Raw genomic sequence first — 21,991 nt, 5'->3', positions numbered from 1 at the left:
ATTCGTTTTTGTGGCTGGAATACAGGATATATCTCCATGAGCAGCAGTGCCTTTCTTCCTTTTGAAGCTGATTTAGACCGCGATACCGCCCTTTCCATCCTGCGCAGTGCCGTCGCTGGCGCAGATGACGGGGAACTGTTTCTGGAACGTCGGCGGTCGGAGGCATTGGTGTTTGATGACGGGCGGCTCAAGACCGCGAGCTATGATGCGTCCGAGGGATTCGGCCTGCGCGCGGTGCGCGGAGAGGTGGCCGGATACGCCCATTCCACCGAAATCAGCGAAGCGGCCCTGCGCCGCGCCAGCGAAACTGCGCGGCTTGCGGTTGGTGAGGGCGGCGGCACCTGGGCGGATGCGCCCGAGGGGACCAACAAGAAGCTGTATACAGATGATGATCCGATTGCCGGGGCGGCTTTTCCTGTCAAGGTTGAGACTTTGCGCGAAATTGATGCCTTTGCCCGCGATCTCGATGCAAGGGTGGTGCAAGTCAGCGCAACAATTGCCGCCAGCATTCAGGAGATCGAGATTTTGCGCCCCGAAGGCACATCGGTCCGGGATATTCGCCCGATGACGCGGGTCAATGTATCGGTGATTGTCGAACAAGACGGCCGCCGCGAAAGCGGCAGCGCGGGCGGCGGCGGGCGCGTTGGCCTTGACGGTTTGCTCGATCCTGCCGACTGGCAGGCCAAAACCCGCGAGGCCTTGCGCATTGCTGTGGTCAACCTTGATGCAGTGCCTGCCCCCGCGGGTGTGATGGATGTCGTACTTGGCCCCGGCTGGCCGGGTATCTTGCTGCACGAGGCAATCGGCCACGGCCTCGAGGGGGATTTTAACCGCAAAGGGTCTAGCGCCTTTGCCGGGTTGATGGGGCAACGGATTGCGGCAAAAGGGGTCACGGTTCTGGATGATGGCACGATCCCGGACCGGCGCGGATCGATCTCTGTCGATGATGAGGGCACGCCGTCGGCCAAGAATATTCTGATCGAGGATGGCAAGCTGGTCGGCTATATGCAGGACCGGCAGAACGCGCGTTTGATGGGCGTTCAGTCTACCGGGAACGGGCGGCGGCAATCCTATGCCCATATCCCGATGCCGCGCATGACCAACACCTATATGTTGGGCGGAGACACTGCGCCGGGCGATATCGTATCGGATCTCAAGGATGGCATCTATGCCGTTGGCTTTGGCGGCGGTCAGGTGGATATCACCAATGGCAAGTTCGTGTTTTCCTGCACCGAAGCGTACCGCGTGGAAAATGGCAAAGTGGGCGCGCCCGTGAAAGGCGCGACGCTGATCGGGGACGGTGCAACCGCGCTGCAACAGATCCGCGCCATCGGCAATGATCCCGCGCTTGATCCGGGTATGGGCAACTGCGGCAAGCAGGGCCAATGGGTGCCGGTGGGCGTGGGCCAGCCAACCTTGATGATCGGTGGCCTGACCGTTGGCGGGTCTGCGGCATAGCTTAAATTCAAGGGGCCGGTTTAGCGCTAATCGGCCCTACTTGATTCATCCGTTGTTAACCGTGCGAACCTATACCTGATTCTGCAACGGACGGAGACAACGGGATGACTGACAAGGACCTACATCCTTCTTCCACTCACCCCCCACTCCCACCCACCCCGGAAGACGAACAGTTTGCCCGACTTCGTCTGTTGCGCTCGCGCCGGGTCGGCATTTCGACGTATAAACGTCTGCTGGCTGAACACGGCACGGCGCAGAACGCGTTGGCCGCGCTGCCTGAGGTGGCGCGTGCCGCGGGCGTTTCAGGATACGAGATCTGCCCCGAAGACGTGGTGCGCGCCGAATTGCGGGCGGGCCGCGCGGCTGGGGCACGGTTGCTGATCCTGGGGTCTTCTCCCTACCCTGCGGCACTGGCGGAACTGGACGATGCGCCGCCTTTCCTCTGGATGATCGGTCAAACGGATGTTCTCAGCCGCCCTATGATCTCGCTGGTCGGGGCGCGCAATGCCTCCTCGCTGGGCACGCGCATGGCCAAGGCGCTGGCAAAGGATCTGGCGAAGGCAGGATTTGTCGTTGTCTCAGGTCTGGCGCGGGGCATTGATGCTGCTGCGCACCACGCCGCGCTGGAAACCGGCACGATTGCCGTTCAGGCCGGCGGTATTGATGTAATGTATCCGGCAGAAAACACCGAATTGGCCGGATTGATCCCGCAAAACGGCCTGCGCCTGTCCGAACAACCCATGGGCCTGCAACCGAAGGCGCGGCATTTTCCCGCCCGCAACCGGATCATCTCTGGCCTATCGCGGGCCACTGTTGTGGTCGAGGCGGCGGGAAAGTCCGGCAGCCTGATCACCGCCCGCGATGCACTGGATCAGGGCCGTGAAGTGCTGGCGGTGCCGGGCCATCCCTTTGACGCACGTGCATCGGGTTGCAACATGTTGATCCGCGATGGTGCGGTGTTGGTCCGCTCTGCCGCCGATGTGCTTGAGGCCTTGGCGCCGACACTGGCCGCCGCGCCGGAGCTGCCATTGCCCGCATCTGACGCAGCTCCCGCCCAAAGCAAAACAGCCCCGACCCCACAACCCGGCAAGGCCAAACGCAGCTTGCGCGAAACCGCATCCCTGCATCTGCAAATCCTGTCGCGGCTTGGCCCCTCCCCCGTGGCCGAAGATCAATTGATCCGGGATCTGAAGGCGCCCGCAGGCCAGGTCGGCCCCGCGTTGGTCGATCTTGAGATGGATGGACAGATCACCAGACGCCCCGGCGGATTGGTAGCCAAAGCGGTGTGAAGGACCAGAACGAAGCGGCGCCGCGACCGGGTCAATTCCTCCACCATAGCGAGAACTCTTAACGCCGCTAGAAGGCGTTCCTGAGCGGCGCCATTATGCCAAAGCCGCCTTGCACACCTGCAAGAAAATCGTGAGCGCTGGCGCAACACTGCATTGACAATCCCCCCTCCCATCCCACATGAGACAGCGCAACCGCCCACCCAAAATTGATGTAAGGTGCCTTATTTTATGCCCGTAGTTGTTGTCGAATCTCCTGCCAAGGCCAAAACGATCAACAAATATCTGGGCGATAATTACACCGTTCTGGCCTCCTACGGGCACGTCCGCGATCTTCCGCCAAAGGATGGCTCTGTCGACACCGACGCCGACTTCGAGATGAAGTGGGAAGTGGCCAGCGACAGCAAGAAACACGTCAAAGCGATTGCCGACGCCCTCAAAGATGACAACGCATTGATCCTCGCGACTGACCCCGACCGCGAGGGCGAGGCGATCAGCTGGCATTTGCAAGAGGCGCTCACAAAACGCAAATCCATCAAGAAAGACACGCCTGTCAGCCGCGTGGTGTTCAACCAGATCACCAAAAAGGCCGTGACCGAGGCAATGCAGAACCCCCGCCAGGTCGATATGCCCTTGGTGGAGGCTTATCTGGCCCGCCGGGCGCTGGACTATCTGGTGGGCTTCAACCTGTCGCCCGTCTTGTGGCGCAAACTGCCCGGTGCAAAATCGGCAGGACGCGTGCAATCGGTAACACTGCGCCTGATCGTGGAACGCGAGATGGAGATCGAGGCCTTCCGCGCCCGCGAATACTGGAGCGTCAAAGCCTTGCTGGCCACCCCGCGCGGTCAGGAGTTTGAAGCACGCCTGACCACATTGGCGGGCAAAAAGCTGGACAAGTTTGATCTTGGCGATGCGACCCAGGCCGAAATGGCGGTACAGGCGATCACCAGCCGCGATCTGTCAGTCGTATCGGTTGAAGCCAAACCAGCCAGCCGCAACCCCTCTGCCCCCTTCATGACCTCCACCCTGCAGCAGGAGGCAAGCCGCAAGTTCGGCATGGGCGCGCGCCAGACAATGAGCACGGCGCAGCGTCTGTATGAAGCGGGCCATATTACCTATATGCGGACCGACGGTATCGACATGGCACCCGAGGCGGTGACAATGGCCCGTGATGCGATCAAAGATCGCTATGGTGCGGATTATGTGCCGGGCGAGCCGCGCATTTACAAGAACAAGGCCAAGAACGCCCAAGAGGCACACGAATGTATCCGCCCGACGGATATGACCAAAGACGCCGGATCGCTCAACCTCGAAGCGGACCAACGCAAGCTCTATGATCTGATCTGGAAACGCACCCTGGCGTGCCAGATGGCCTCGGCCCGGATGGAACGCACCACGGTTGAGATCGGCAGCAAGGATGAACAGGTCGGCCTGCGGGCCAATGGGCAGGTGGTTCTGTTTGACGGGTTCCTGCGGGTCTATGAAGAGGGCCGCGATGATGTGGTCGATGAGGATGACAAGCGCCTGCCGCAGATCTCCGAAGGCGACAAGATGGACAAACGCGCCGTCACGCCCGAACAGCATTTCACCCAACCGCCCCCTCGTTACACCGAGGCGACACTGGTCAAACGTATGGAGGAGCTCGGCATTGGGCGCCCGTCCACATACGCCAGCATCGTTACCACGATTCAGGATCGCGAATATGTCCGCAAGGACGGCAATCGTCTGATCCCCGAGGATAAGGGCCGGTTGGTGACGGCCTTCCTTGAGAATTATTTCCGGCGCTACATCGGTTATGATTTCACCGCCGATCTGGAAAACCAGCTCGATCAGGTCAGCGCAGCCGACGCCGACTATAAAGAAGTGCTGCACCGGTTCTGGCGCGATTTCTCGGCTGCGATTGCCGAAACATCCGAGCTGCGCATCACCGAGGTGCTGGAAAAGATCAACGAGGTTCTTGAGCCGCATCTCTTCCCGCCCACCGAAGATGGCAGCGATCCGCGCCTGTGCCCGCATTGCGGCGCAGGCCGGCTCAGCATGCGCACGGCCCGGTCGGGCGGCGCGTTCATCGGGTGCTCGAACTATCCCGAATGCCGATACACACGTCCCTTTGGCCCGCCAGACCCAGAGGCAGAAAAATCGGCGATCCCGCCTGATGGCAAGCTGCTTGGCACCGACAATGGCGACGAGATCCGCGTGTTCAAAGGCCGCTTTGGCCCCTATGTGCAGCGCGGTCCGGTGACCGAAGAAAACAAAAAACCGCCACGGCAATCGGTGCCAAAAGACTGGCCCGCCGAAGAGTTGGAATTGGACCGCGCCTTGATGCTGCTGTCGCTGCCGCGCCAGATTGGCCCGCACCCCGAAGACGGGATCATGGTCTGGTCCAACATCGGGCGCTATGGCCCTTATCTGAAACATGCCGAAAGCACATCGGATCGCGGCGGCACCAATGCCAACCTGGAAAGCCTTGATGAGGTCTTTACCGTTGGCATGAACCGCGCGGTGCAATTGCTGGCAGAGAAAGTCGCCAGCCGCGGTGGCCGCGGCAAGGCAGCAAAACCGATCCGCGAGATGGGCGAGCACCCTGATCTGGGCGGTGACGTCAATGTCATGGAAGGCAAATACGGGCCTTACGTGAAGTGGGAAAAGGTCAACGCGACGATCCCCAAAGAGATCGAACCGGCAGATCTGACCATGGAACGCGCGGTGGAGTTGATCGAAGAGAAACTCGCCAAATCCCCGGCCAAACGCAAAGCGGCAACCAAAAAGAAAGCTCCGGCCAAGAAAACCGCAGCGAAAAAGCCAGCCGCCAAGAAAAAAGCGCCCGCGAAGAAGCCCGCAACAAAGGACTGACCGCTGCGGTTTGCCGTCACTTCTACGACCACAGATCGCAGATCATGAATATGTGATTTGCCTTTCCACGGCTGTTTTCCGATCACCGGGGAAACAGACCCCAAGAGAGGCAAAGACATGTCAGGCAAAATTCTTACCCGCCGCGGAATGATCGCGGCCAGCGGCGCGGCACTGTTCACGCCTGCCCTGTTGCGGGCAGAGCCCAGCGCCCTGCCCCCGGTGCGCCGCAACGCCACCAGTTTCACGATGCAGCAATGGCAGGACCACTTCGACACTCTTGGCAAGGCGGCGATTGTCGCCGATACGACCTCCCGCGCCCTGCATTTCTGGAGCGGCGATGGCGAGACCTACATTGTCTATCCTACCTCGGTGCCGCGCAGTGATGAGCTGACCAAGCGCGGATATACCAAGATTGTGCGCAAGCGTGTCGGCCCCGACTGGACCCCGACCCCGTCAATGATGGAGCGCAATCCTGAACTGAAATACATGCCGCCCGGCCCGGACAATCCGCTGGGCACCCATGCGATGTATCTCAGCTGGCCCGCCTATTTGATCCACGGCACCCATGACACCCGCAAGATCGGGCGACAGTCTTCGGACGGCTGTATCGGGCTTTATAATCACATGATCGAGGCGCTATACCAGATTGCGCCCGTCGGCACACAGGTGCGGATCATCTGACCGGCACGCCTTTTCCGGCTGAATAATTTGACTTCGCCGCGCTGCGGCGTCAAAAGGTATGCCAGAGTATTCTGGACAGCCAAAGGGGAGTGTTTGCCATGAAGAAAGTCTACGGCTCAGCGGCCGAAGCATTGGAGGGTGTGCTGTCGGACGGCATGCTGATCGCCTCGGGCGGTTTCGGGCTTTGCGGCATTCCCGAGCTTTTGTTGCAGGCCATCAAAGAGGCCGGCACCAAGAACCTTACCTTTGCGTCCAACAACGCGGGCGTGGATGATTTTGGCATCGGCATCCTGTTGCAGACCAAGCAGGTCAAAAAGATGATCAGCTCTTACGTGGGTGAAAACGCGGAATTCATGCGCCAGTACCTCAGCGGTGAGTTGGAGCTTGAATTCAACCCGCAGGGCACCTTGGCCGAACGGATGCGCGCCGGTGGCTGCGGCATTCCGGGGTTCTACACCAAGACAGGTGTTGGCACCGTGATCGCCGAGGGTAAGGATCACAAAGACTTCAACGGTGAGACCTACATCATGGAAGAAGGTATCTTTGCCGATCTGTCCATCGTCAAAGCGTGGAAAGCGGATGCGACAGGCAACCTTGTGTTCCGCAAGACCGCGCGCAATTTCAACCCGCCCGCCGCCATGTGCGGCAAGGTTTGTATCGCCGAGGTCGAAGAGATCGTGCCAACAGGGTCGCTTGACCCCGATACGATCCATCTGCCGGGCATCTACGTGCATCGCATCGTGCAGGGCGAACACGAAAAGCGGATTGAACAACGTACAGTGCGGAAGGGTTAAACCATGTGGGATCGTGATCAAATGGCGGCACGCGCCGCACAAGAGCTGCAAGATGGCTGGTATGTGAACCTTGGCATCGGCATTCCGACATTGGTGTCCAACTATATCCCCGAAGGGATCGAAGTGACGCTGCAATCGGAGAACGGAATGCTGGGCATGGGCCCTTTCCCGACCGAAGATGAGATCGACGCAGATCTGATCAACGCGGGCAAGCAAACCATCACCGAACTGCCCCAGACCGCCTATTTCGACAGCGCACAGTCTTTTGGCATGATCCGCGGTGGAAAGATCGCCATGGCGATTCTCGGCGCAATGGAAGTGGCCGAGAACGGCGATCTGGCAAACTGGATGATTCCCGGCAAGCTGGTCAAAGGCATGGGCGGCGCGATGGATCTGGTTGCCGGTGTGGGCCGTGTGGTGGTTGTGATGGATCACACCAACAAGCACGGCGACAGCAAGGTGCTGAAAGAATGCACCCTGCCGCTGACCGGTCAAAAGGTCGTAGACCGGATCATCACCAATCTGGGTGTGCTGGATGTGGTTGAAGGCGGGTTGCGTATTGTTGAAACCGCCGATGGCGTCACCGAAGACGAGTTGCGCGCCGCCACACAGGCGACAATCGTCTAAGCGTGTTATTCATTCCTGGAATGCGAAAGCACCGCCTGCCTCGGGCGGTGCTTTTTTTGTGGGGCTCGGCCGCGGCCCCTCTTCATTTGGCAAGAAAAACTCAAGAGCATCCGCAGATGCAAACGCGCCCTGTCGTTGATGCGTTTACTTCATCGCCGCGAACACACAGCCATCGCTGATCAGCTCCGGCGGGCTTTTGCATAGGCCCCGCGCCACCTGAAAGGCAGCCAGCACTTTGGGTACATAGTCACGGGTCTCGGCAAAGAGCGGCACGCCGGCATGTTTGCGCACTGATCCTTCACCGGCATTATATCCGGCCAGAACCAATATCGGGTCGTGTTCAAACTCTCCCATCAGCCAATCGAGGTATTTCACACCACCTTGAATGTTCTGATCGGCATCAAAGCTGTTAGAGACCCCGAACCGCGCGGCTGTATCCGGCATGAGCTGCATCAGGCCCTCGGCCCCCGCCCCGCTGATCGCGTCTGCCTTGCCCGCGGATTCGACAGTGATCACCGCCAAAACCAATGCCGGAGACACCTGTGTCCCGATCGTGGCCCGCAGGATGTCGATTCCGTTGATCCTGGCAATGTCTTGCATCTGCTGCAACCGTGGCGCGGGCACCTTGCCCCCGGCCAATGTATCCAACGCGGGCTGCAAACGTCCGGGGCCGGATCTGGCCGCATCAGGCGATATCTTGTCCCAGAACCAGTCATAGCGGCCCGGTGCCTTGGCCGCGATGGCGCCAGATGGGGTTGCCACGGCCTCGGGTGTGACGACCGCAGCGGGCGTATCTTCGATCTGAACGGTGATGCGCCCGGTTTTACCAGCCTTGGGGGCTTTGATCCGTTTGGATTCGAACTGGGGGAAGGGTTTCGGCCCGTCTGCATAGGCCACGGGGGCTGCCAGACTCGCCAAAAGGAGCGAATATCCAAAAAATCGGTACATGCCTGCCTGCTTTTTTGTGCTTATGGGCTCGATTGGGCGGAAATATCCCATGAAATGCCCTTTCAAACCAGCCAATCGTGGCGAAGAACGTGGCGATTTTGCCCCATTTGCCGCTGCTTTGCGGCTCCCAAACTCAACTTTCAAATTTTTTGGGTTAATTTACCCATCAGAAACAGTCGGTTAAAGAATTTCCTCAAATTTCTTAACCAGTAAATGAAAAAGTCACATTTGCCGCCAAATTCATGCCCCATTCACCCGGCTATATAGCGTCATACCAAGTCGGACAGGCAGCCAACTGAGAGAAACGGCGCCACAGACGGACGGCAGGGTTACAACTTTAAACCAGATGATCCTTGGAGGGACATACCATGATGAACTTTATCAAAAACTTCCGCAAAGACGAAAACGGTGCTGTGACTGTTGACTGGGTTGTGCTGACCGCCGCCGTTGTTGGCCTGGCCGTTGCCGCCTACACATCCATCTCCACCGGTGCAACCACACTGACCGGTAACACATCTACATACCTGGACGGTCGTAACCCTAACACTCCTTAAGTTGGACACGACGACCTAGACAGATCAAGGGGGTCGCGTTCTGCATGACAGGACGCGGCCCCATTTTTTGAATAAGCAGGCAGAAGCCGCTCCCAGCGATCCACAGGTGAAGCTATGGTTAATGCGATCAAGAAATTTTTCAAATCTGATGACGGTGCCGTCACAGTTGACTGGGTGGTACTCACTGCCGCGGTTGTTGCCCTTGCGGGAGCTGCGATGCTTTCCATTCAGGGCAGTTCGGACAACCTGGGCGAAGGCACCGGAGACTACATGTCCAGCAGAGACGCTGGCAACTTCTGACAAAAGACCTATCAGGGCTGCTTTGGCGGCCCTTTTGAACATTCAGATCGGGCGCATGACCCCTGATCAAGCAAAGCAATAGTCCTTTTCGCACCTTGGACAGACCAAAGTATCGCCACATTCATGCGCTAAAGATCAGAGCAGAGACGATTGCACCGGGATCAACCTGGCTGCGACAAACATGAGGTGAATGAAATGCGGATGGTATTTGGACTGGTCCTTTTGGTGGGCATCGCGCTTGCCGGTGGGGCTGTATATCTCGCCAAGGATCGGATCGCGCAATATCAAGTAGCGAACGCGCGCGCTCAGGAAGCCTTGGCCAAAGTTGTTCCGACAGTCACAGTCTATGTGGCCCAGGATGCCCTGAAATATGGTCAACGACTGACCAAAGAGGATGTGCGCGCCGTTGATTGGCCTGAAAATGCCATCCCGGAAGGCGCGTTTGTCGAAGAAACCGTTTTGTTCCCTGAAAATACAGACGAATTGCGCGTGGTTCTGCGTGCCATCGAAAAAGACGAAGCGATCATGGCTGTGAAAGTCACCGAACCGGGTGAAGACACCGGTCTGACCTCCCGTCTTGAGCGCGGCAAACGCGCCTTTACGATCAAGGTAGACGTTTCCAGCGGTGTTTCCGGTTTCTTGCGCCCCGGCGATCGCGTGGATGTTTACTGGACCGGTCGCGCCGATTTTGGTCGCAACGACTCCAAAGGCGAGATCACCAAACTGATCGAAGCAGGCGTGAAGCTGATTGCGGTTGACCAAAGCGCCGGTGGCGAAGTGAACGAGGCAACCATTGCCCGCACTGTGACGGTCGCCATCAGCCCACAACAGGTGGCGGCCTTGGCCCAGGCTCAATCAACCGGCAAGCTGAGCCTGTCGCTTGTGGGTGCCGAAGACGACACAATCGCCGAGGCGATCAATGTCGATCAGCGATCCTTGCTGGGTTTTGAAGCGCAGGAAGCTGCGGTCGAAGTGGAAAAGGAAAAGGTTTGCACCATCCGCACACGCCGCGGCGCAGAGGTGGTCGAACTGCCAATCCCCTGCACAAACTGAACCAAATCCGCAAGTTTACCCCATATCCTGAACAGCGCCGCATCCCTGTGCGGCGTTGTTTGCATTTGAACTATGTTGCCAATTGCCCACATGGGGCAACGCTATCCAGTCAATGATTCTTGCAATGAAACATAATCTGACGCACAGTAACGCCAACGACGGGCGAAAAGACCCATCATTGAGGCGTGATCAAAAAGGCAGGTCACATGAAAATCGATAGATTTCTAAAAGCAGCCCTCGTTGGGCTGACGATTGGCGCAATGCCATTGGCTTTGTCCGCGCCCTCTCCGGCGATGGCGGATACTTTGCGTGTTGTCAAAAAGGGCGTGAACACCAAGCTCAACGTTCCCATGAACCGCGCGGTGGTTGTCGAAAGTGACATCCCCTTTGCGGAGCTGAGCATCGCCAACCCGAACATTGCGGATATCTCTTCGCTGTCTGACCGTACAATTTACGTTTTGGGCAAATCGCCCGGTCTGACAACGTTGACCCTGCTTGATGCAAGCGGGCAGTTGATTACCAACGTTGATGTCCGCGTCGCGGCAGAGGTGTCGGAGTTCAAAGAACGTCTGCGGCAGATCCTTCCGGGTGAAAAGATCGAAGTGCGCACCGCCAATGACGGGATTGTCCTGTCAGGCGTGGTCTCTTCGACCCAGCGTTTGCAACGTGCCCTTGATCTTGCGGAACGCTATGCGCCGGAACGTGTCTCAAATCTCATGAGCGTGGGCGGCATTCAGCAGGTCATGCTGAAAGTGCGCTTTGCCGAGATGCAGCGCAACGTGTCCAAATCGCTGGGCGCATCCTTGTCATTGAACGGGGCGATTGGTGGCACGGGCCTCAATGGCGGCACCGGAACAACCAATACTTCCAGCAGCGTCGCCACCTCATTGGGCGGCAATATCCCCAACCTCAATCAGAACGCTGGTGCTGTGCTGTTCGGGTTTAATGCCGGTTCCACACAGGTTGGCATTCTGCTTGAGGCGCTTGAGCAAAAGGGCGTTGTTCGCTTTTTGGCCGAGCCAAACCTTGTTGCGCTCTCCGGTCAGGAGGCAAAATTCCTTGCTGGCGGCGAATATCCTGTCCCGGTAGCCCAGTCTGAGAACCGGATTTCCGTTGAATTCAAACCCTTCGGTGTAGAATTGTCCTTCATCCCGCGCGTGGTCGACAAAGACCTCGTGAACCTTGAGCTTAAGGCTGCGGTTTCGGCAATTGACCCAACAACCAGCTTGCAATTGGGCAACGGCATCGAGATCGCCGCATTTACCCGGCGCGAGACCTCCAGCACTGTTGAGCTGCGCGATGGTGAAAGCTTTGCTATCGCCGGTCTGCTGAAAGATGATTTCACGGACAATGCAACGCAATTGCCGTGGCTGGGTGATGTTCCGGTTCTGGGCGCCCTCTTCCGATCTGCGGACTACCAGCGGAATCAAACGGAACTGGTGATTATTGTTACCGCTCATCTGGTCACGCCGACACGCGGCGAAGCTTTGGCCCTGCCGACAGACCGGATCAGACCGCCAACCGAGAAAGACCTGTTCCTTTATGGCCGTACTGCTGATGGCACCCGCGCACCCAAGAAAGGTGCCGCAGGCGAAGTTGCCAAGCAGGATTTTGGCGGCTCATACGGCTATGTATTGGATTGAACCGATGAAAAGCGTGATGACCAAACGACTCAAGATAACAGGTCTGGCCGTAAGTGCCGCGGCCTTGCTGGGCTGTGCGCCTAGCTCCGATCCGGTTTACACGCAGTTCTACCGTGAGGCAGGTGCCCTTGCCGACACGGGTTCTTTTGGTGACGCGAACCTCAACAACCGCTTGGTGATGACGGGTGAACGGCAATACACCATCGATTTGGCCAACCGTTTTGCCGCCGAAGTCGATTCAACGGTGAATTTTGCATTCAATTCATCGAAACTGGACGCTCAGGCACAGGCCATCCTGCGCCAGCAGGCCAGCTGGATCCGGCAGTTCCCTGAGATCCGCTTCCGTGTCTATGGACATACCGATGCGGTCGGGTCCAACCGCTATAACCGTAGCCTGGGCCTGCGCCGTGCCAATGCGGCCGTGGCTTATTTGACATCGCAAGGCATCAGCCGCCGCAGACTCGAAGCGGTTGCCTCCTTTGGCGAGACACAACCATTGATCGTCACACAGGGCCGCGAACGCAAGAACCGGCGCACCGTGACCGAGGTCAGCGGCTTTGTGAAACGGCACCCAACCGTGCTGGATGGAAAGTATGCACAGATCATTTACCGCGATTACATCGCCAGCGCCGTGCCTCCGACTGAATTGACCGGAACCGCGCTTGGGAATGTCGCAGAATAGCGATAAAAATCAGATAGTTGGATTGATTTCACCAAGAAAAGCCGGCGCTTTCGCCGGCTTTTTGCTTTTGATCAATCACCACTTTGACGGGTGATCGTTTCAACATACCCAACAATGGAGGTTTTTTGGCCCCAATCTCGCCCAACTTGGCTGCGATACCACTGTGTGAGAACAAATGTGTCTGCGCAAAATGCCAGACATGGGTCAGTGCAAAGACAGGCAAGCCTAATTGGCGCAGCTTAACCCTTTGCCCAGCCCTTGCGAGTAAAGGAATATGGCTATGAGCAGCAGTATGCCGCAACCCGAAACAGCAGCAATCGTCGCCTGCACCGTCAGCCGCGACGTGCAGAACTTCGATCTGTTGATCGAGGATATGGAAGATGCGCTTGGTGAAAGCTGGGGGGATCTCGGATTTGCCGAGGCCCTTGCCTTCTTTAGCCAACCGGAGGCCGAAGCGATGGAGTTCATCGCGTTGGCCTTGGACGAATCAGATGAGGAGAACCTCGTTCTGATGACAGAGATTATTACGCAAGCAAAAGCGCGGGACATCAAGGTGATCCTGATCGCTGAGGATGTGACCCCTGCCGCCTTGCATTCGCTTTTGCGTCAAGGCGCGGATGAGTTTGTCCCCTACCCGCTTCCCGAAGGGGAGTTGATCCAGGCCATATCACGGGTTCGCGCAGGTGAAACCGTCGAGGCAGAGCCCGAACCCGCTGCACCGCAACTTAAGGCCGGCACAAAAAAGGACGGCGCTTTGTTGGTTGTCCACGGTTTGGCCGGCGGCACCGGATCTACCACGATGGCGGTGAACCTCGCGTGGGAGCTGGCCAACGTCGACAAGAAAAATCCACCATCGGTCTGTCTGCTGGATCTCGATCTACAGTATGGCTCGGTTGCGACATTCCTGGATCTGCCGCGCCGTGAGGCCGTTTACGAGATGCTGTCCGATACCGAGAACATGGACGAGGAAATCTTTGGCCAATCCCTGGTTACATTCGAGGATCGGCTTCAAGTTCTGACAGCCCCGGCTGAGATGCTGCCGCTGGATCTGATCACTTCCGAAGACGTAGGACGCATTCTGGACATGGCCCGCAACCAGTTTGACTATGTTGTGGTCGATATGCCTTCGACGCTGGTGCAATGGTCGGAAACTGTGCTGTCCAACGCCCATGTGTACTTTACGATGATCGAACTGGATATGCGCTGCGCACAGAACGCACTGCGCTTTAAACGGGCCCTTCAATCCGAAGAGCTGCCCGTGGAAAAGTTGCGCTATGTTCTGAACCGCGCGCCCAAGTTTACGGATTTGAACGCCAAGAGCCGGGTCAAACGGATGGCAGAATCGCTGGATATTTCCATTGATTTGCAAATGCCTGATGGCGGCAAGCCGGTGACCCAAGCCAATGACCACGGTTTGCCACTGGCCAATTCCGCACCCAAAAGCCCGCTGCGCCGCGAAATCGCAAAGCTGGCGAATTCCATTCATGACCTCAAGGGCGATCAGGCCCAAGCCGCCTGAACCCTGACCGAAAGGCACTCCGATGTTTTCGAAGTATAAAAAACCATCCGCGGCCTCCGCACCGGAAAAGGCAAAGGCTCCGGCCACCGTCACACCGATCAAGGACGCCGCAAAGGCGCCAGCTCCAATCGCGACAGTGACGCGCAAAGCGGCCCAGCCCGCCGCTGCGGCCCCTGTTGATCGGGACGTTAAGCGCAAGCAACGGATGAGTGACATCAAGCTGGAGCTGCACCGGTCATTGCTGGACAACCTCAATCTCGCCGCTCTTGAACACGCGACCGAGCAAGAGCTTCGCCAGGAAATCAACGCGATTTCCTCCGAGATTCTCGCTGAGAAAAGCATCGTTCTGAACCGCGAAGACCGAATGACGCTCAATTCGGAGCTCTTTGATGAAGTCACGGGCCTTGGCCCGCTTGAGACCCTGCTCAAGGATGAAACGGTCAACGATATTCTGGTGAACGGCCCGCAACAGATCTTTGTAGAACGCGCCGGCAAACTGGAACTGACCGACATTACATTCAAAGACGAACGTCACCTGCTGCGGATTATCGACAAGATCGTTTCCGCCGTGGGCCGCCGTGTGGACGAGAGCAACCCATATGTGGATGCCCGTTTGAAAGACGGATCGCGTTTCAACGCAATGGTGCCACCGGTTGCTGTTGATGGCAGCCTTGTTTCCATTCGTAAGTTCAAAAAGGACAAGCTGGGCATTGATGACCTGGTGAACTTTGGTGCCTTTACCGAAGAGATGGCCGCTTATTTGCAGGCTGCTGTTGCCACGCGCCTCAATGTGATCGTCTCTGGCGGTACAGGTTCCGGTAAGACAACAACCCTGAACGCCTTGTCATCCTTTATCGACAACGCCGAACGTATCCTGACGATTGAGGATACCGCGGAACTTCAGCTTCAGCAGACCCACGTTGGCCGGATGGAAAGCCGCCCGCCGAACGTTGAGGGCAAAGGTGAAGTATCCCCGCGCGATTGTCTGAAAAACGCCCTGCGTATGCGTCCGGACCGGATCATCGTGGGCGAGACCCGCGGCGAAGAGGTTATCGACATGTTGCAGGCCATGAACACCGGCCACGACGGTTCCATGACCACGATCCACGCCAACTCTGCCCGTGATGGCGTGTCCCGTTTGGAAAATATGATCGCGATGGCCGGTATCGAAATGCCGCTCAAAGCGGTGCGGAGCCAAATTTCCTCGGCTGTGAACCTGATCGTGCAGGCCTCGCGCCTGCAAGATGGCTCGCGCCGCATGACCTCCATCACCGAAATTACCGGGATGGAAGGGGACGTGATCTCAATGCAGGAAATCTTCCGCTATCAGCGGGTTGGCCTGACACCGGACAACAAGATTATCGGCCATTTCACGGCCACCGGCGTGCGCAGCCACTTTGCTGAACGCTTCCGCATGTGGGGTTATGATCTGCCGTCTTCCATCTACGAACCTGTCGCAGCTCAGTAAGGATTGATGTCATGAGTGCCGAACCAATTATCTATGGCCTGATCTTCATCGGCGTGCTGGTGCTGGTCGAAGGCATTTATCTGGTGGCTTTTGGTAAATCCATCAGTCTCAACAGCCGCGTGAACCGCCGGCTTGAGATGCTGGAGAAAGGCTCGCGCCGTGAAGAGGTGCTGGATCAGCTGCGCAAGGAAATGCAGCAGCACATGGATAGCAAGACCATTCCGCTGTATTCATTGTTGTCGGAAAAGGCGCAAAAGGCCGCGATTGCCTTTACCCCCAAGCAGCTGATCATGCTGATGGGCGGCGTTGCCGTGCTCGCATTTCTCGGCCTGACGGTCGGCACCGAAACAGAACCGCCTGTGCGTGCACTGATCTCTGTCGGCATTGGCATCGGTGCAATCTACTTCTGGGTGTCGTCCAAGGCTGGCAAACGCATGGGGATGATCGAGGAACAGCTGCCTGACGCCATCGAACTTATGGTGCGATCCTTGCGGGTGGGCCATCCGTTCTCCAACGCAATCTCCATCGTATCCAAAGAAATCCAAGATCCCTTGGCCTCTGAATTTGGCGTGATCGCAGACGAAAGTGCCTATGGCCGTGACGTGGGCGAGGCGCTCAAAGACATGGCAGAACGTCTGGACATGCAGGATTTGCGGTTCCTTGCCGTCGCCGTGACCATCCAGCAGCAGTCGGGTGGTAACCTCGCCGAGATCCTGGCCGGTCTGGCCAAAGTGATCCGCGCCCGTTTCCGTCTGTTCCGCCGGGTCAAGGCGATCACGGCGGAGGCCAAATGGTCTGGCAAATTCCTGTCTGCCTTCCCGATTGTGGCACTGATCGTCATCAACGTAAGCGACCCGCATTATTATGACGATGTGAAGGACCACGCGTTGTTTATTCCCGCATGTTTTCTCGTTGGCATTTTCCTTTCGGTCAATCTGTTCGTGATGCGCGTGCTGACCGACATTAAAGTTTAAGGACCCTTGAGATGGAATTTCTTCAAGAATTAGATGCGCAACTGGGCGGACTTGGCCTTGTGATTGGCGCCGGTGTGATCGGGTTCCTGATGATCGTGACCATGGTGGTCATGATCTTGCGGCAACCCGAAGATCCACTGAACAAGCTCAAGCGGACCTCGGCAAGCCCCTCAGGACAGGACAAGGCCAAACGCCTGCGTCAGTCCGAGGGCAATGAGCAATTGCAGAAGTTTGCCAAGTTTCTTGAGCCTGAAGATGTGGCCGAACTGAGCGCCAAACAATTGATGCTGCGTCAGGCTGGCTACCAGTCGCGTGATGCGGTGCGGATGTTCTATTTTGCACAGATGGCGCTTGGTCTCATCGGCCTGCTTGGCGGCGTGGTTTACACAAACTTTCTGGGTGGCGGCGAAGGGCTGAGCACGCAAAAGACCATGATGTGGACCATCGGCCCCGGTGCGATCGGGTATTATCTGCCGAAATACTGGGTCACCCGCCGGGTCGAGGCCCGCAAAGAGGAAATCACCCGTGGTTTTCCAGATGCGCTTGATATGATGCTTGTCTGTGTTGAGGCCGGTCAATCGCTGGATCAATGTATCGTTCGTGTGGCCAAGGAATTGCGGGCATCCTATCAGGCCTTGTCCGAAGAGTTTGAAGTGGTGGCCTATGAGATGAAGGCCGGTAAAGACAAGATCACCGTGCTGAACGACATGGGCGAACGCTGCGGTGTGCAGGACGTGTCGTCTTTCGTAACGGTTCTGGTTCAATCTGCCGCTTTCGGTACGTCCATTGCAGACGCCCTGCGGGTTTATGCTGGCGAGATGCGAGATAAACGGGTGATGCGCGCCGAAGAGGCCGCAAACAAGTTGCCAACAAAGATGACCCTTGCCACAATGATGCTGACGGTGCCGCCGTTGCTGATCATTCTGGTTGGTCCTTCGGTCCATGGCATCACTGAATTGGGCAAGATCAGCGGACCTGGGCAATAATGACAAAAGCATTTCGGCGCGGATCGCTCCACGCCCTGCTTCTTACAGCTTCATTCGGATTGGCCGCCTGTTCAACGGGCGGCTTTTCTGCGCAGGGCGACAGCCCCTTTGCCCCCGGCGTGGACAAACGCGCCGATGCTGTGGACGGGATCGAAGTTGGCCACCGCTTGATTGCCGCCGGACAATACGAACTGGCGATCAAATCATTCAACCGCGCCGCATTGGAACAGGGGGTTGATAGTGAAATCCTTTCTGGTCTGGGCACGGCGAACCTTGGATTGGGGCGTTTGGGACAGGCCGAAACCCTGCTGCGACGGGCGGTCAAACGCTCCGATGCATTGCCTGAGGCATGGAACAATCTCGGCGTTGTGTTGATGGAACGGGGCAAAACCACCGAGGCGGAACAGATCTTTCGCAAGGCCTATGCGCTCGACAATGGCGAAAGTGACGCAATCCGTGACAATCTGCGCTTAGCACTCGCAAAATCCGAAAATTCTGGTATATCTGAGCTTGACGACAATAATTATAAGTTGGTGCGTCGGGGCGGAGGGGACTACTTGATCCGTTCTTCGCTGTGATGACGCCAAACGTCTGAATTGAGCAGTAAAAGGACGCACAAAATGCGCCACCCTATCGTTTTGGCCGCCTGCCTTGCAGGCGTTACCGCTGTTGCAGGCTGCGGTGAAAAAGACGCGAACGCCACCGTTGAACGGGCCTTTAAGGACGTGAACGTTGTCGATGAAAGCAACCTTTCCGATGTGATGCTGACAGTTGCGGACCCGAATGAGGCCGTGAATTACTTTGCCCGCTCCATCAAAGAAGACCCCACCCGCATTGACCACCAGCGCGGGCTTGCCTCATCCTTGGTCCGGGCCAAGCGCATCACCGAAGGTGTGATCGCATGGGAGAAAGTCACCAAGATGGAAGGGGCCACATCTGAAGACGGCGTGAACCTGGCCGATGCCTTGATCCGCGCCGGCAACTGGACCAAAGCGGAAAAGGTGCTGGACGACGTGCCGCCCACCCATGAAACCTTCAAGCGGTACCGGCTTGAGGCCTTGGTGGCAGACAGCCAGAAAGAATGGAAAAAAGCCGACAGCTTCTATGAAATTGCTGTGGGCCTGACCACCACCCCTGCGTCCGTCATGAACAACTGGGGCTATTCCAAGCTGACCCGCGGCGAATATGCCAAGGCTGAGCGCCTGTTCTCGGATGCAATCCGTCAGGACGACACGCTGTTCACCGCCAAGAACAACCTCGTGATTGCCCGTGCGGCGCAGCGCGATTACACCCTGCCCGTTATTCCGATGGACCAGACAGAACGTGCGCAACTGCTGCATACGATGGCTCTTTCGGCGATCAAACGCGGCGACGTCGAAATTGGCAAGAACCTGCTGCGCGAAGCGATTGACACACATCCACAGCACTTCGAAGCGGCTGTGCGGTCCTTGCGTGCCCTAGAAAACGGCTAAGCGGATGGCCATCGTCGCCGCACATGCCTGGTGGTTCTTACCGTTTGTTCTGCCGATCTGCCTTTATGTGGCATTTACGGATATGGCCGAAATGCGCATCACCAACCCATCCGTGCTGCTTTTGGCGCTGGTTTTTGTGGTGCTCGGTTTTTTCCTGATGCCCTTTGACGCCTACCTCTGGCGGCTCGCGGCATTGGGTATCGTTCTGGTGGTTGGCATGGTGCTGAACGCCGCAGGTGCCTTGGGGGCGGGCGACGCAAAATTTGCAGCCGCCGCAGCACCTTACGTAGCCTTGGGTGATCTCGGTATGTTGACGATGATCTTTATGACCACCCTTCTGGCGGCGGCAGTGACCCATCGCAGCGCCAAGTACACACCTTTACGCCGGCTGGCCCCCCATTGGGAAAGCTGGACCCAGAACAAGAAATTCCCCATGGGCCTCGCGCTTGGCCCGGCTTTGACCATCTATCTCATTCTCGGGGCCATCTACGGTGCCTGATAAACGCCATATTCAGGTCTTAACCTGCATGGTGAGAAAGACCGGTCTGATCACGCAAGGAACCATGTCATGAACATGCAAGCCACCAATGTTATGGCCCCTCCTCCGCCCAAGCGGATTGAGGAAATGCTGCTGCCCACCACGATGATGCGGGATATCCTGCTGAAGACGATGTTCCGCAAGAGCATCGATATGGTCAGTGAACTGGCAAAAGCGGTTTGCCTACCGATACCGGTGACGCAAGAACTGATCGACATGGGGCGCGATCAGCGCCTGATCGAGGCAACCGGCACATTGAATGCCAACAATGGCAATGAGATGGGTTATCAGCTGACCGATGCGGGCAAGGCGCGTGCGCTGGATGCATTGGCCCAATCCGAATATTTCGGCCCGATGCCGGTGCCGCTAGATGTTTATCGTGAACAGGTCAAACGCCAATCGGTGCGCAATCTGCAGATCACCCGCGAACAATTGACCGGAGCGATGGGGCATCTTGTCCTGCCCGACAGCTTGCTTGACCACCTTGGGCCTGCGGTCTCGGCCGGGCGCTCAATCTTGATGTATGGCCCTCCGGGCAACGGTAAATCCTCCATTTCCAACGGGATACGGGATGCATTGGGCGACAAGGTTTATGTGCCCTATGCCATCGAATATGCAGGTCAGGTGATCACGGTCTATGACCCAATCGTGCATTCCCAAGCCGAAGCGGACGTGCAAGATCCGACCTCGCTGCGCCGGGTGACACGGTTTGACACGCGCTATGTCTGCTGTGAACGGCCCACGGTGATCACGGGTGGTGAACTTTCGCTCGATATGCTGGATCTGGTCTATAACCCCACCGCGCGGACCTATCAGGCGCCGCTGCAACTCAAATCGACCGGCGGGATCTTTATTGTGGATGACCTTGGCCGCCAGAAAGAGCCACCGCAAAGCATCGTCAACCGCTGGATTGTTCCGCTGGAAGAAAGCAAGGACATTCTGGCGCTGCAATCGGGCGAAAAGTTCGAGGTGCCCTTTGACACGCTGGTGATCTTCTCCACCAACTTCCACCCGAATGAGATCTTTGACCAAGCGGCCCTGCGCCGGATCTTTTTCAAGATCAAGATTGACGGACCGAACCAGCAGAACTTTCTCAAGATTTTTGCCATGGTCGCCAAGAAGCGCGGCATGCCGCTGGATGAGGCGACGCTGGTGCATTTGCTGAAGGTCAAATACCCGACCATCGACAATCTTTATGCCAACTATCAGCCGATTTTCCTGATCGACCAGATGATTTCGATCTGCGAATTTGAGGGCATCCCCTACCAGATGTCCCCCGACCTGATTGATCGCGCATGGGCCAATATGTTCGTCAAGGACGAGCATATCGTCAAATGATCACGGTTGCGGGTTGCGGGCGCATGGGCGGGCCAATGCTCGCTGCGCTGCGCGTTGCTGGGTTTGATGCCAACGGGTTTGATGTGCGCCCGGTGGATCAGGCAGGCGTGACAGATGATCTGGCAAGCCTTTACGATGAAACGGAAATTCTGATCACAGTTGTGCGTGACATCACGGAAACCGATGCTGTTCTATTTGACGATCAGTGCTTTGCCTCCGCCCCGTGCCTCAAGACGATCATCATCAGCTCCACATTGTCACCGCGCTATGTGCGGGCCTTGCGGGACAGGGTGCCCCCTCACATCACGTTGATTGACGCACCCATGTCCGGCGCACAGATCGCCGCGCAGGAGGCGCGTCTCAGCTTTATGTTGGGCGGGGCGAAAGCCGATCTGGATGCCGCGCAACCGCTGTTTGATGCGATGGGTGCGCATTTCCACAGGATGGGGAATTTTGGCAGCGGGATGCAGGCCAAAGTGCTGAACAATCTGTTGGCCGCTTCCAACACCGCGATGACCCGTCTGGTCTTGGATTGGGCGGATGCTGCGGGCCTCGACGAACGCAAGCTTTTGAATCTCATTCACACATCATCAGGGCAAAACTGGTTTGCCTCCGGCTTTGACAGTATCGAATTTGCCCGCGACGGCCTGGCGGCGGACAACACCATCGGCATTCTGGTCAAGGACGTGCAAAGTGCGCTCGACGCCGCGCCGGAAGGGGCCGATCTGTCATTGCCACAAATGGTGCAAACCCAGATCGGGCAACTGACGCCGCGCAAGTGAAAATCACAGCCTTGCGCCGATCTCGCTGGTCCACC

The 21,991-nt window shown here is 57.4% G+C and carries 21 protein-coding genes; 20 read left to right on the top strand and 1 reads right to left on the bottom strand.

Features of this window, described 5'->3' with window-relative positions; all coding sequences use genetic code 11:
• Window positions 1–36 precede the first annotated feature (36 nt).
• The 6 genes from tldD to JNX03_RS00360 all read left to right on the top strand — a co-directional run bounded on the left by tldD (window position 37) and on the right by JNX03_RS00360 (window position 7,699).
• A complete protein-coding gene (tldD, locus tag JNX03_RS00385; RefSeq protein WP_203210535.1) occupies window positions 37–1,458 on the top strand; it encodes a metalloprotease TldD in 1,422 nt (473 codons plus the stop codon).
• Window positions 1,459–1,562: 104 nt separating this feature from the next.
• The gene (gene dprA, locus JNX03_RS00380; RefSeq protein ID WP_203210534.1) at window positions 1,563–2,747 is read left to right on the top strand and encodes a DNA-processing protein DprA; all 1,185 of its coding nucleotides are present in this window, start codon (window positions 1,563–1,565) and stop codon (window positions 2,745–2,747) included.
• 228 nt (window positions 2,748–2,975) lie between these two features.
• Complete coding sequence (topA, locus tag JNX03_RS00375) at window positions 2,976–5,597, top strand: type I DNA topoisomerase (RefSeq protein WP_203210533.1); 2,622 nt, start codon at window positions 2,976–2,978, stop codon at window positions 5,595–5,597.
• 117 nt (window positions 5,598–5,714) lie between these two features.
• Window positions 5,715–6,278, top strand: a complete 564-nt coding sequence (locus JNX03_RS00370; protein ID WP_203210532.1) for a L,D-transpeptidase — start codon at window positions 5,715–5,717, stop codon at window positions 6,276–6,278.
• Window positions 6,279–6,376: 98 nt separating this feature from the next.
• Entirely contained in the window at window positions 6,377–7,072 is a 696-nt protein-coding gene (locus tag JNX03_RS00365; protein ID WP_037910123.1) for a CoA transferase subunit A, read from the top strand.
• 3 nt (window positions 7,073–7,075) lie between these two features.
• The gene (locus JNX03_RS00360) at window positions 7,076–7,699 is read left to right on the top strand and encodes a 3-oxoacid CoA-transferase subunit B (protein ID WP_203210531.1); all 624 of its coding nucleotides are present in this window, start codon (window positions 7,076–7,078) and stop codon (window positions 7,697–7,699) included.
• Window positions 7,700–7,843: 144 nt separating this feature from the next.
• Here JNX03_RS00360 and JNX03_RS00355 read toward each other — a convergent pair whose 3' ends face one another.
• Window positions 7,844–8,647, bottom strand: a complete 804-nt coding sequence (locus JNX03_RS00355) for a lytic transglycosylase domain-containing protein (RefSeq protein ID WP_203210530.1) — start codon at window positions 8,645–8,647, stop codon at window positions 7,844–7,846.
• 368 nt (window positions 8,648–9,015) lie between these two features.
• On the opposite strand from JNX03_RS00355, the gene JNX03_RS00350 reads away from it, so the two are divergent.
• The 14 genes from JNX03_RS00350 to JNX03_RS00285 all read left to right on the top strand — a co-directional run bounded on the left by JNX03_RS00350 (window position 9,016) and on the right by JNX03_RS00285 (window position 21,956).
• On the top strand, window positions 9,016–9,201 hold the full coding sequence (locus JNX03_RS00350; RefSeq protein WP_203210529.1) for a hypothetical protein: 186 nt from the start codon (window positions 9,016–9,018) through the stop codon (window positions 9,199–9,201).
• Between the two features lie 114 nt (window positions 9,202–9,315).
• Window positions 9,316–9,501: a hypothetical protein gene (locus JNX03_RS00345; protein WP_203210528.1), complete on the top strand. Its 186-nt coding sequence runs from the start codon at window positions 9,316–9,318 to the stop codon at window positions 9,499–9,501.
• A 195-nt stretch (window positions 9,502–9,696) separates the two neighbouring features.
• A complete protein-coding gene (gene cpaB / locus JNX03_RS00340) occupies window positions 9,697–10,554 on the top strand; it encodes a Flp pilus assembly protein CpaB (RefSeq protein WP_203210527.1) in 858 nt (285 codons plus the stop codon).
• Window positions 10,555–10,760: 206 nt separating this feature from the next.
• Entirely contained in the window at window positions 10,761–12,197 is a 1,437-nt protein-coding gene (locus JNX03_RS00335; protein WP_203210526.1) for a type II and III secretion system protein family protein, read from the top strand.
• Window positions 12,184–12,879, top strand: coding sequence for an OmpA family protein (locus JNX03_RS00330; RefSeq protein ID WP_203210525.1), 696 nt, complete (start codon window positions 12,184–12,186; stop codon window positions 12,877–12,879). Before JNX03_RS00335 ends, JNX03_RS00330 begins: the two co-directional genes overlap by 14 nt.
• 280 nt (window positions 12,880–13,159) lie before the next feature.
• The gene (locus tag JNX03_RS00325) at window positions 13,160–14,398 is read left to right on the top strand and encodes an AAA family ATPase (RefSeq protein ID WP_203210524.1); all 1,239 of its coding nucleotides are present in this window, start codon (window positions 13,160–13,162) and stop codon (window positions 14,396–14,398) included.
• 22 nt (window positions 14,399–14,420) lie between these two features.
• Window positions 14,421–15,866: a CpaF family protein gene (locus JNX03_RS00320; protein WP_203210523.1), complete on the top strand. Its 1,446-nt coding sequence runs from the start codon at window positions 14,421–14,423 to the stop codon at window positions 15,864–15,866.
• 11 nt (window positions 15,867–15,877) lie between these two features.
• On the top strand, window positions 15,878–16,840 hold the full coding sequence (locus tag JNX03_RS00315) for a type II secretion system F family protein (protein WP_203210522.1): 963 nt from the start codon (window positions 15,878–15,880) through the stop codon (window positions 16,838–16,840).
• 11 nt (window positions 16,841–16,851) lie between these two features.
• Window positions 16,852–17,826 carry a type II secretion system F family protein gene (locus JNX03_RS00310; protein WP_203210521.1) on the top strand — a complete coding sequence of 325 codons (975 nt, stop codon included), beginning with the start codon at window positions 16,852–16,854 and terminating at the stop codon, window positions 17,824–17,826.
• Window positions 17,826–18,404, top strand: coding sequence for a tetratricopeptide repeat protein (locus JNX03_RS00305; protein ID WP_203210520.1), 579 nt, complete (start codon window positions 17,826–17,828; stop codon window positions 18,402–18,404). The genes JNX03_RS00310 and JNX03_RS00305 overlap by 1 nt, the downstream gene beginning before the upstream one ends.
• A gap of 42 nt (window positions 18,405–18,446) precedes the next feature.
• Window positions 18,447–19,298 (top strand): tetratricopeptide repeat protein, encoded by an 852-nt coding sequence (locus JNX03_RS00300; RefSeq protein ID WP_203210519.1) that lies wholly within the window; start codon window positions 18,447–18,449, stop codon window positions 19,296–19,298.
• Window positions 19,299–19,302: 4 nt separating this feature from the next.
• On the top strand, window positions 19,303–19,797 hold the full coding sequence (locus JNX03_RS00295; RefSeq protein WP_203210518.1) for a prepilin peptidase: 495 nt from the start codon (window positions 19,303–19,305) through the stop codon (window positions 19,795–19,797).
• Window positions 19,798–19,866: 69 nt separating this feature from the next.
• Window positions 19,867–21,174: an ATPase gene (locus JNX03_RS00290; RefSeq protein ID WP_203210517.1), complete on the top strand. Its 1,308-nt coding sequence runs from the start codon at window positions 19,867–19,869 to the stop codon at window positions 21,172–21,174.
• On the top strand, window positions 21,171–21,956 hold the full coding sequence (locus JNX03_RS00285; protein ID WP_203210516.1) for an NAD(P)-dependent oxidoreductase: 786 nt from the start codon (window positions 21,171–21,173) through the stop codon (window positions 21,954–21,956). The genes JNX03_RS00290 and JNX03_RS00285 overlap by 4 nt, the downstream gene beginning before the upstream one ends.
• Window positions 21,957–21,991: the final 35 nt, after the last annotated feature.

The sequence above is a fragment of the Sulfitobacter mediterraneus genome (assembly GCF_016801775.1).
GTDB lineage: Bacteria > Pseudomonadota > Alphaproteobacteria > Rhodobacterales > Rhodobacteraceae > Sulfitobacter > Sulfitobacter mediterraneus_A.
Note: the sequence above shows the minus strand (reverse complement) of the source record. Positions and strands in the feature narration are given on the sequence as shown.

Bases quoted from the DNA above. Each gene is read 5' to 3' on its own strand.
- cpaB (WP_203210527.1), top strand. From the start codon at position 9,697: ATGCGGATGGTATTTGGACTGGTCCTTTTGGTGGGCATCGCGCTTGCC.
- JNX03_RS00370 (WP_203210532.1), top strand. From the start codon at position 5,715: ATGTCAGGCAAAATTCTTACCCGCCGCGGAATGATCGCGGCCAGCGGC.
- JNX03_RS00360 (WP_203210531.1), top strand. From the start codon at position 7,076: ATGTGGGATCGTGATCAAATGGCGGCACGCGCCGCACAAGAGCTGCAA.
- tldD (WP_203210535.1), top strand. From the start codon at position 37: ATGAGCAGCAGTGCCTTTCTTCCTTTTGAAGCTGATTTAGACCGCGAT.
- JNX03_RS00320 (WP_203210523.1), top strand. From the start codon at position 14,421: ATGTTTTCGAAGTATAAAAAACCATCCGCGGCCTCCGCACCGGAAAAG.
- JNX03_RS00315 (WP_203210522.1), top strand. From the start codon at position 15,878: ATGAGTGCCGAACCAATTATCTATGGCCTGATCTTCATCGGCGTGCTG.
- JNX03_RS00300 (WP_203210519.1), top strand. From the start codon at position 18,447: ATGCGCCACCCTATCGTTTTGGCCGCCTGCCTTGCAGGCGTTACCGCT.
- JNX03_RS00325 (WP_203210524.1), top strand. From the start codon at position 13,160: ATGAGCAGCAGTATGCCGCAACCCGAAACAGCAGCAATCGTCGCCTGC.
- JNX03_RS00305 (WP_203210520.1), top strand. From the start codon at position 17,826: ATGACAAAAGCATTTCGGCGCGGATCGCTCCACGCCCTGCTTCTTACA.
- JNX03_RS00285 (WP_203210516.1), top strand. From the start codon at position 21,171: ATGATCACGGTTGCGGGTTGCGGGCGCATGGGCGGGCCAATGCTCGCT.
- dprA (WP_203210534.1), top strand. From the start codon at position 1,563: ATGACTGACAAGGACCTACATCCTTCTTCCACTCACCCCCCACTCCCA.
- JNX03_RS00295 (WP_203210518.1), top strand. From the start codon at position 19,303: ATGGCCATCGTCGCCGCACATGCCTGGTGGTTCTTACCGTTTGTTCTG.
- JNX03_RS00355 (WP_203210530.1), bottom strand. From the start codon at position 8,647: ATGTACCGATTTTTTGGATATTCGCTCCTTTTGGCGAGTCTGGCAGCC.
- JNX03_RS00350 (WP_203210529.1), top strand. From the start codon at position 9,016: ATGATGAACTTTATCAAAAACTTCCGCAAAGACGAAAACGGTGCTGTG.
- JNX03_RS00365 (WP_037910123.1), top strand. From the start codon at position 6,377: ATGAAGAAAGTCTACGGCTCAGCGGCCGAAGCATTGGAGGGTGTGCTG.
- JNX03_RS00335 (WP_203210526.1), top strand. From the start codon at position 10,761: ATGAAAATCGATAGATTTCTAAAAGCAGCCCTCGTTGGGCTGACGATT.
- JNX03_RS00290 (WP_203210517.1), top strand. From the start codon at position 19,867: ATGAACATGCAAGCCACCAATGTTATGGCCCCTCCTCCGCCCAAGCGG.
- JNX03_RS00330 (WP_203210525.1), top strand. From the start codon at position 12,184: ATGTATTGGATTGAACCGATGAAAAGCGTGATGACCAAACGACTCAAG.
- topA (WP_203210533.1), top strand. From the start codon at position 2,976: ATGCCCGTAGTTGTTGTCGAATCTCCTGCCAAGGCCAAAACGATCAAC.
- JNX03_RS00345 (WP_203210528.1), top strand. From the start codon at position 9,316: ATGGTTAATGCGATCAAGAAATTTTTCAAATCTGATGACGGTGCCGTC.
- JNX03_RS00310 (WP_203210521.1), top strand. From the start codon at position 16,852: ATGGAATTTCTTCAAGAATTAGATGCGCAACTGGGCGGACTTGGCCTT.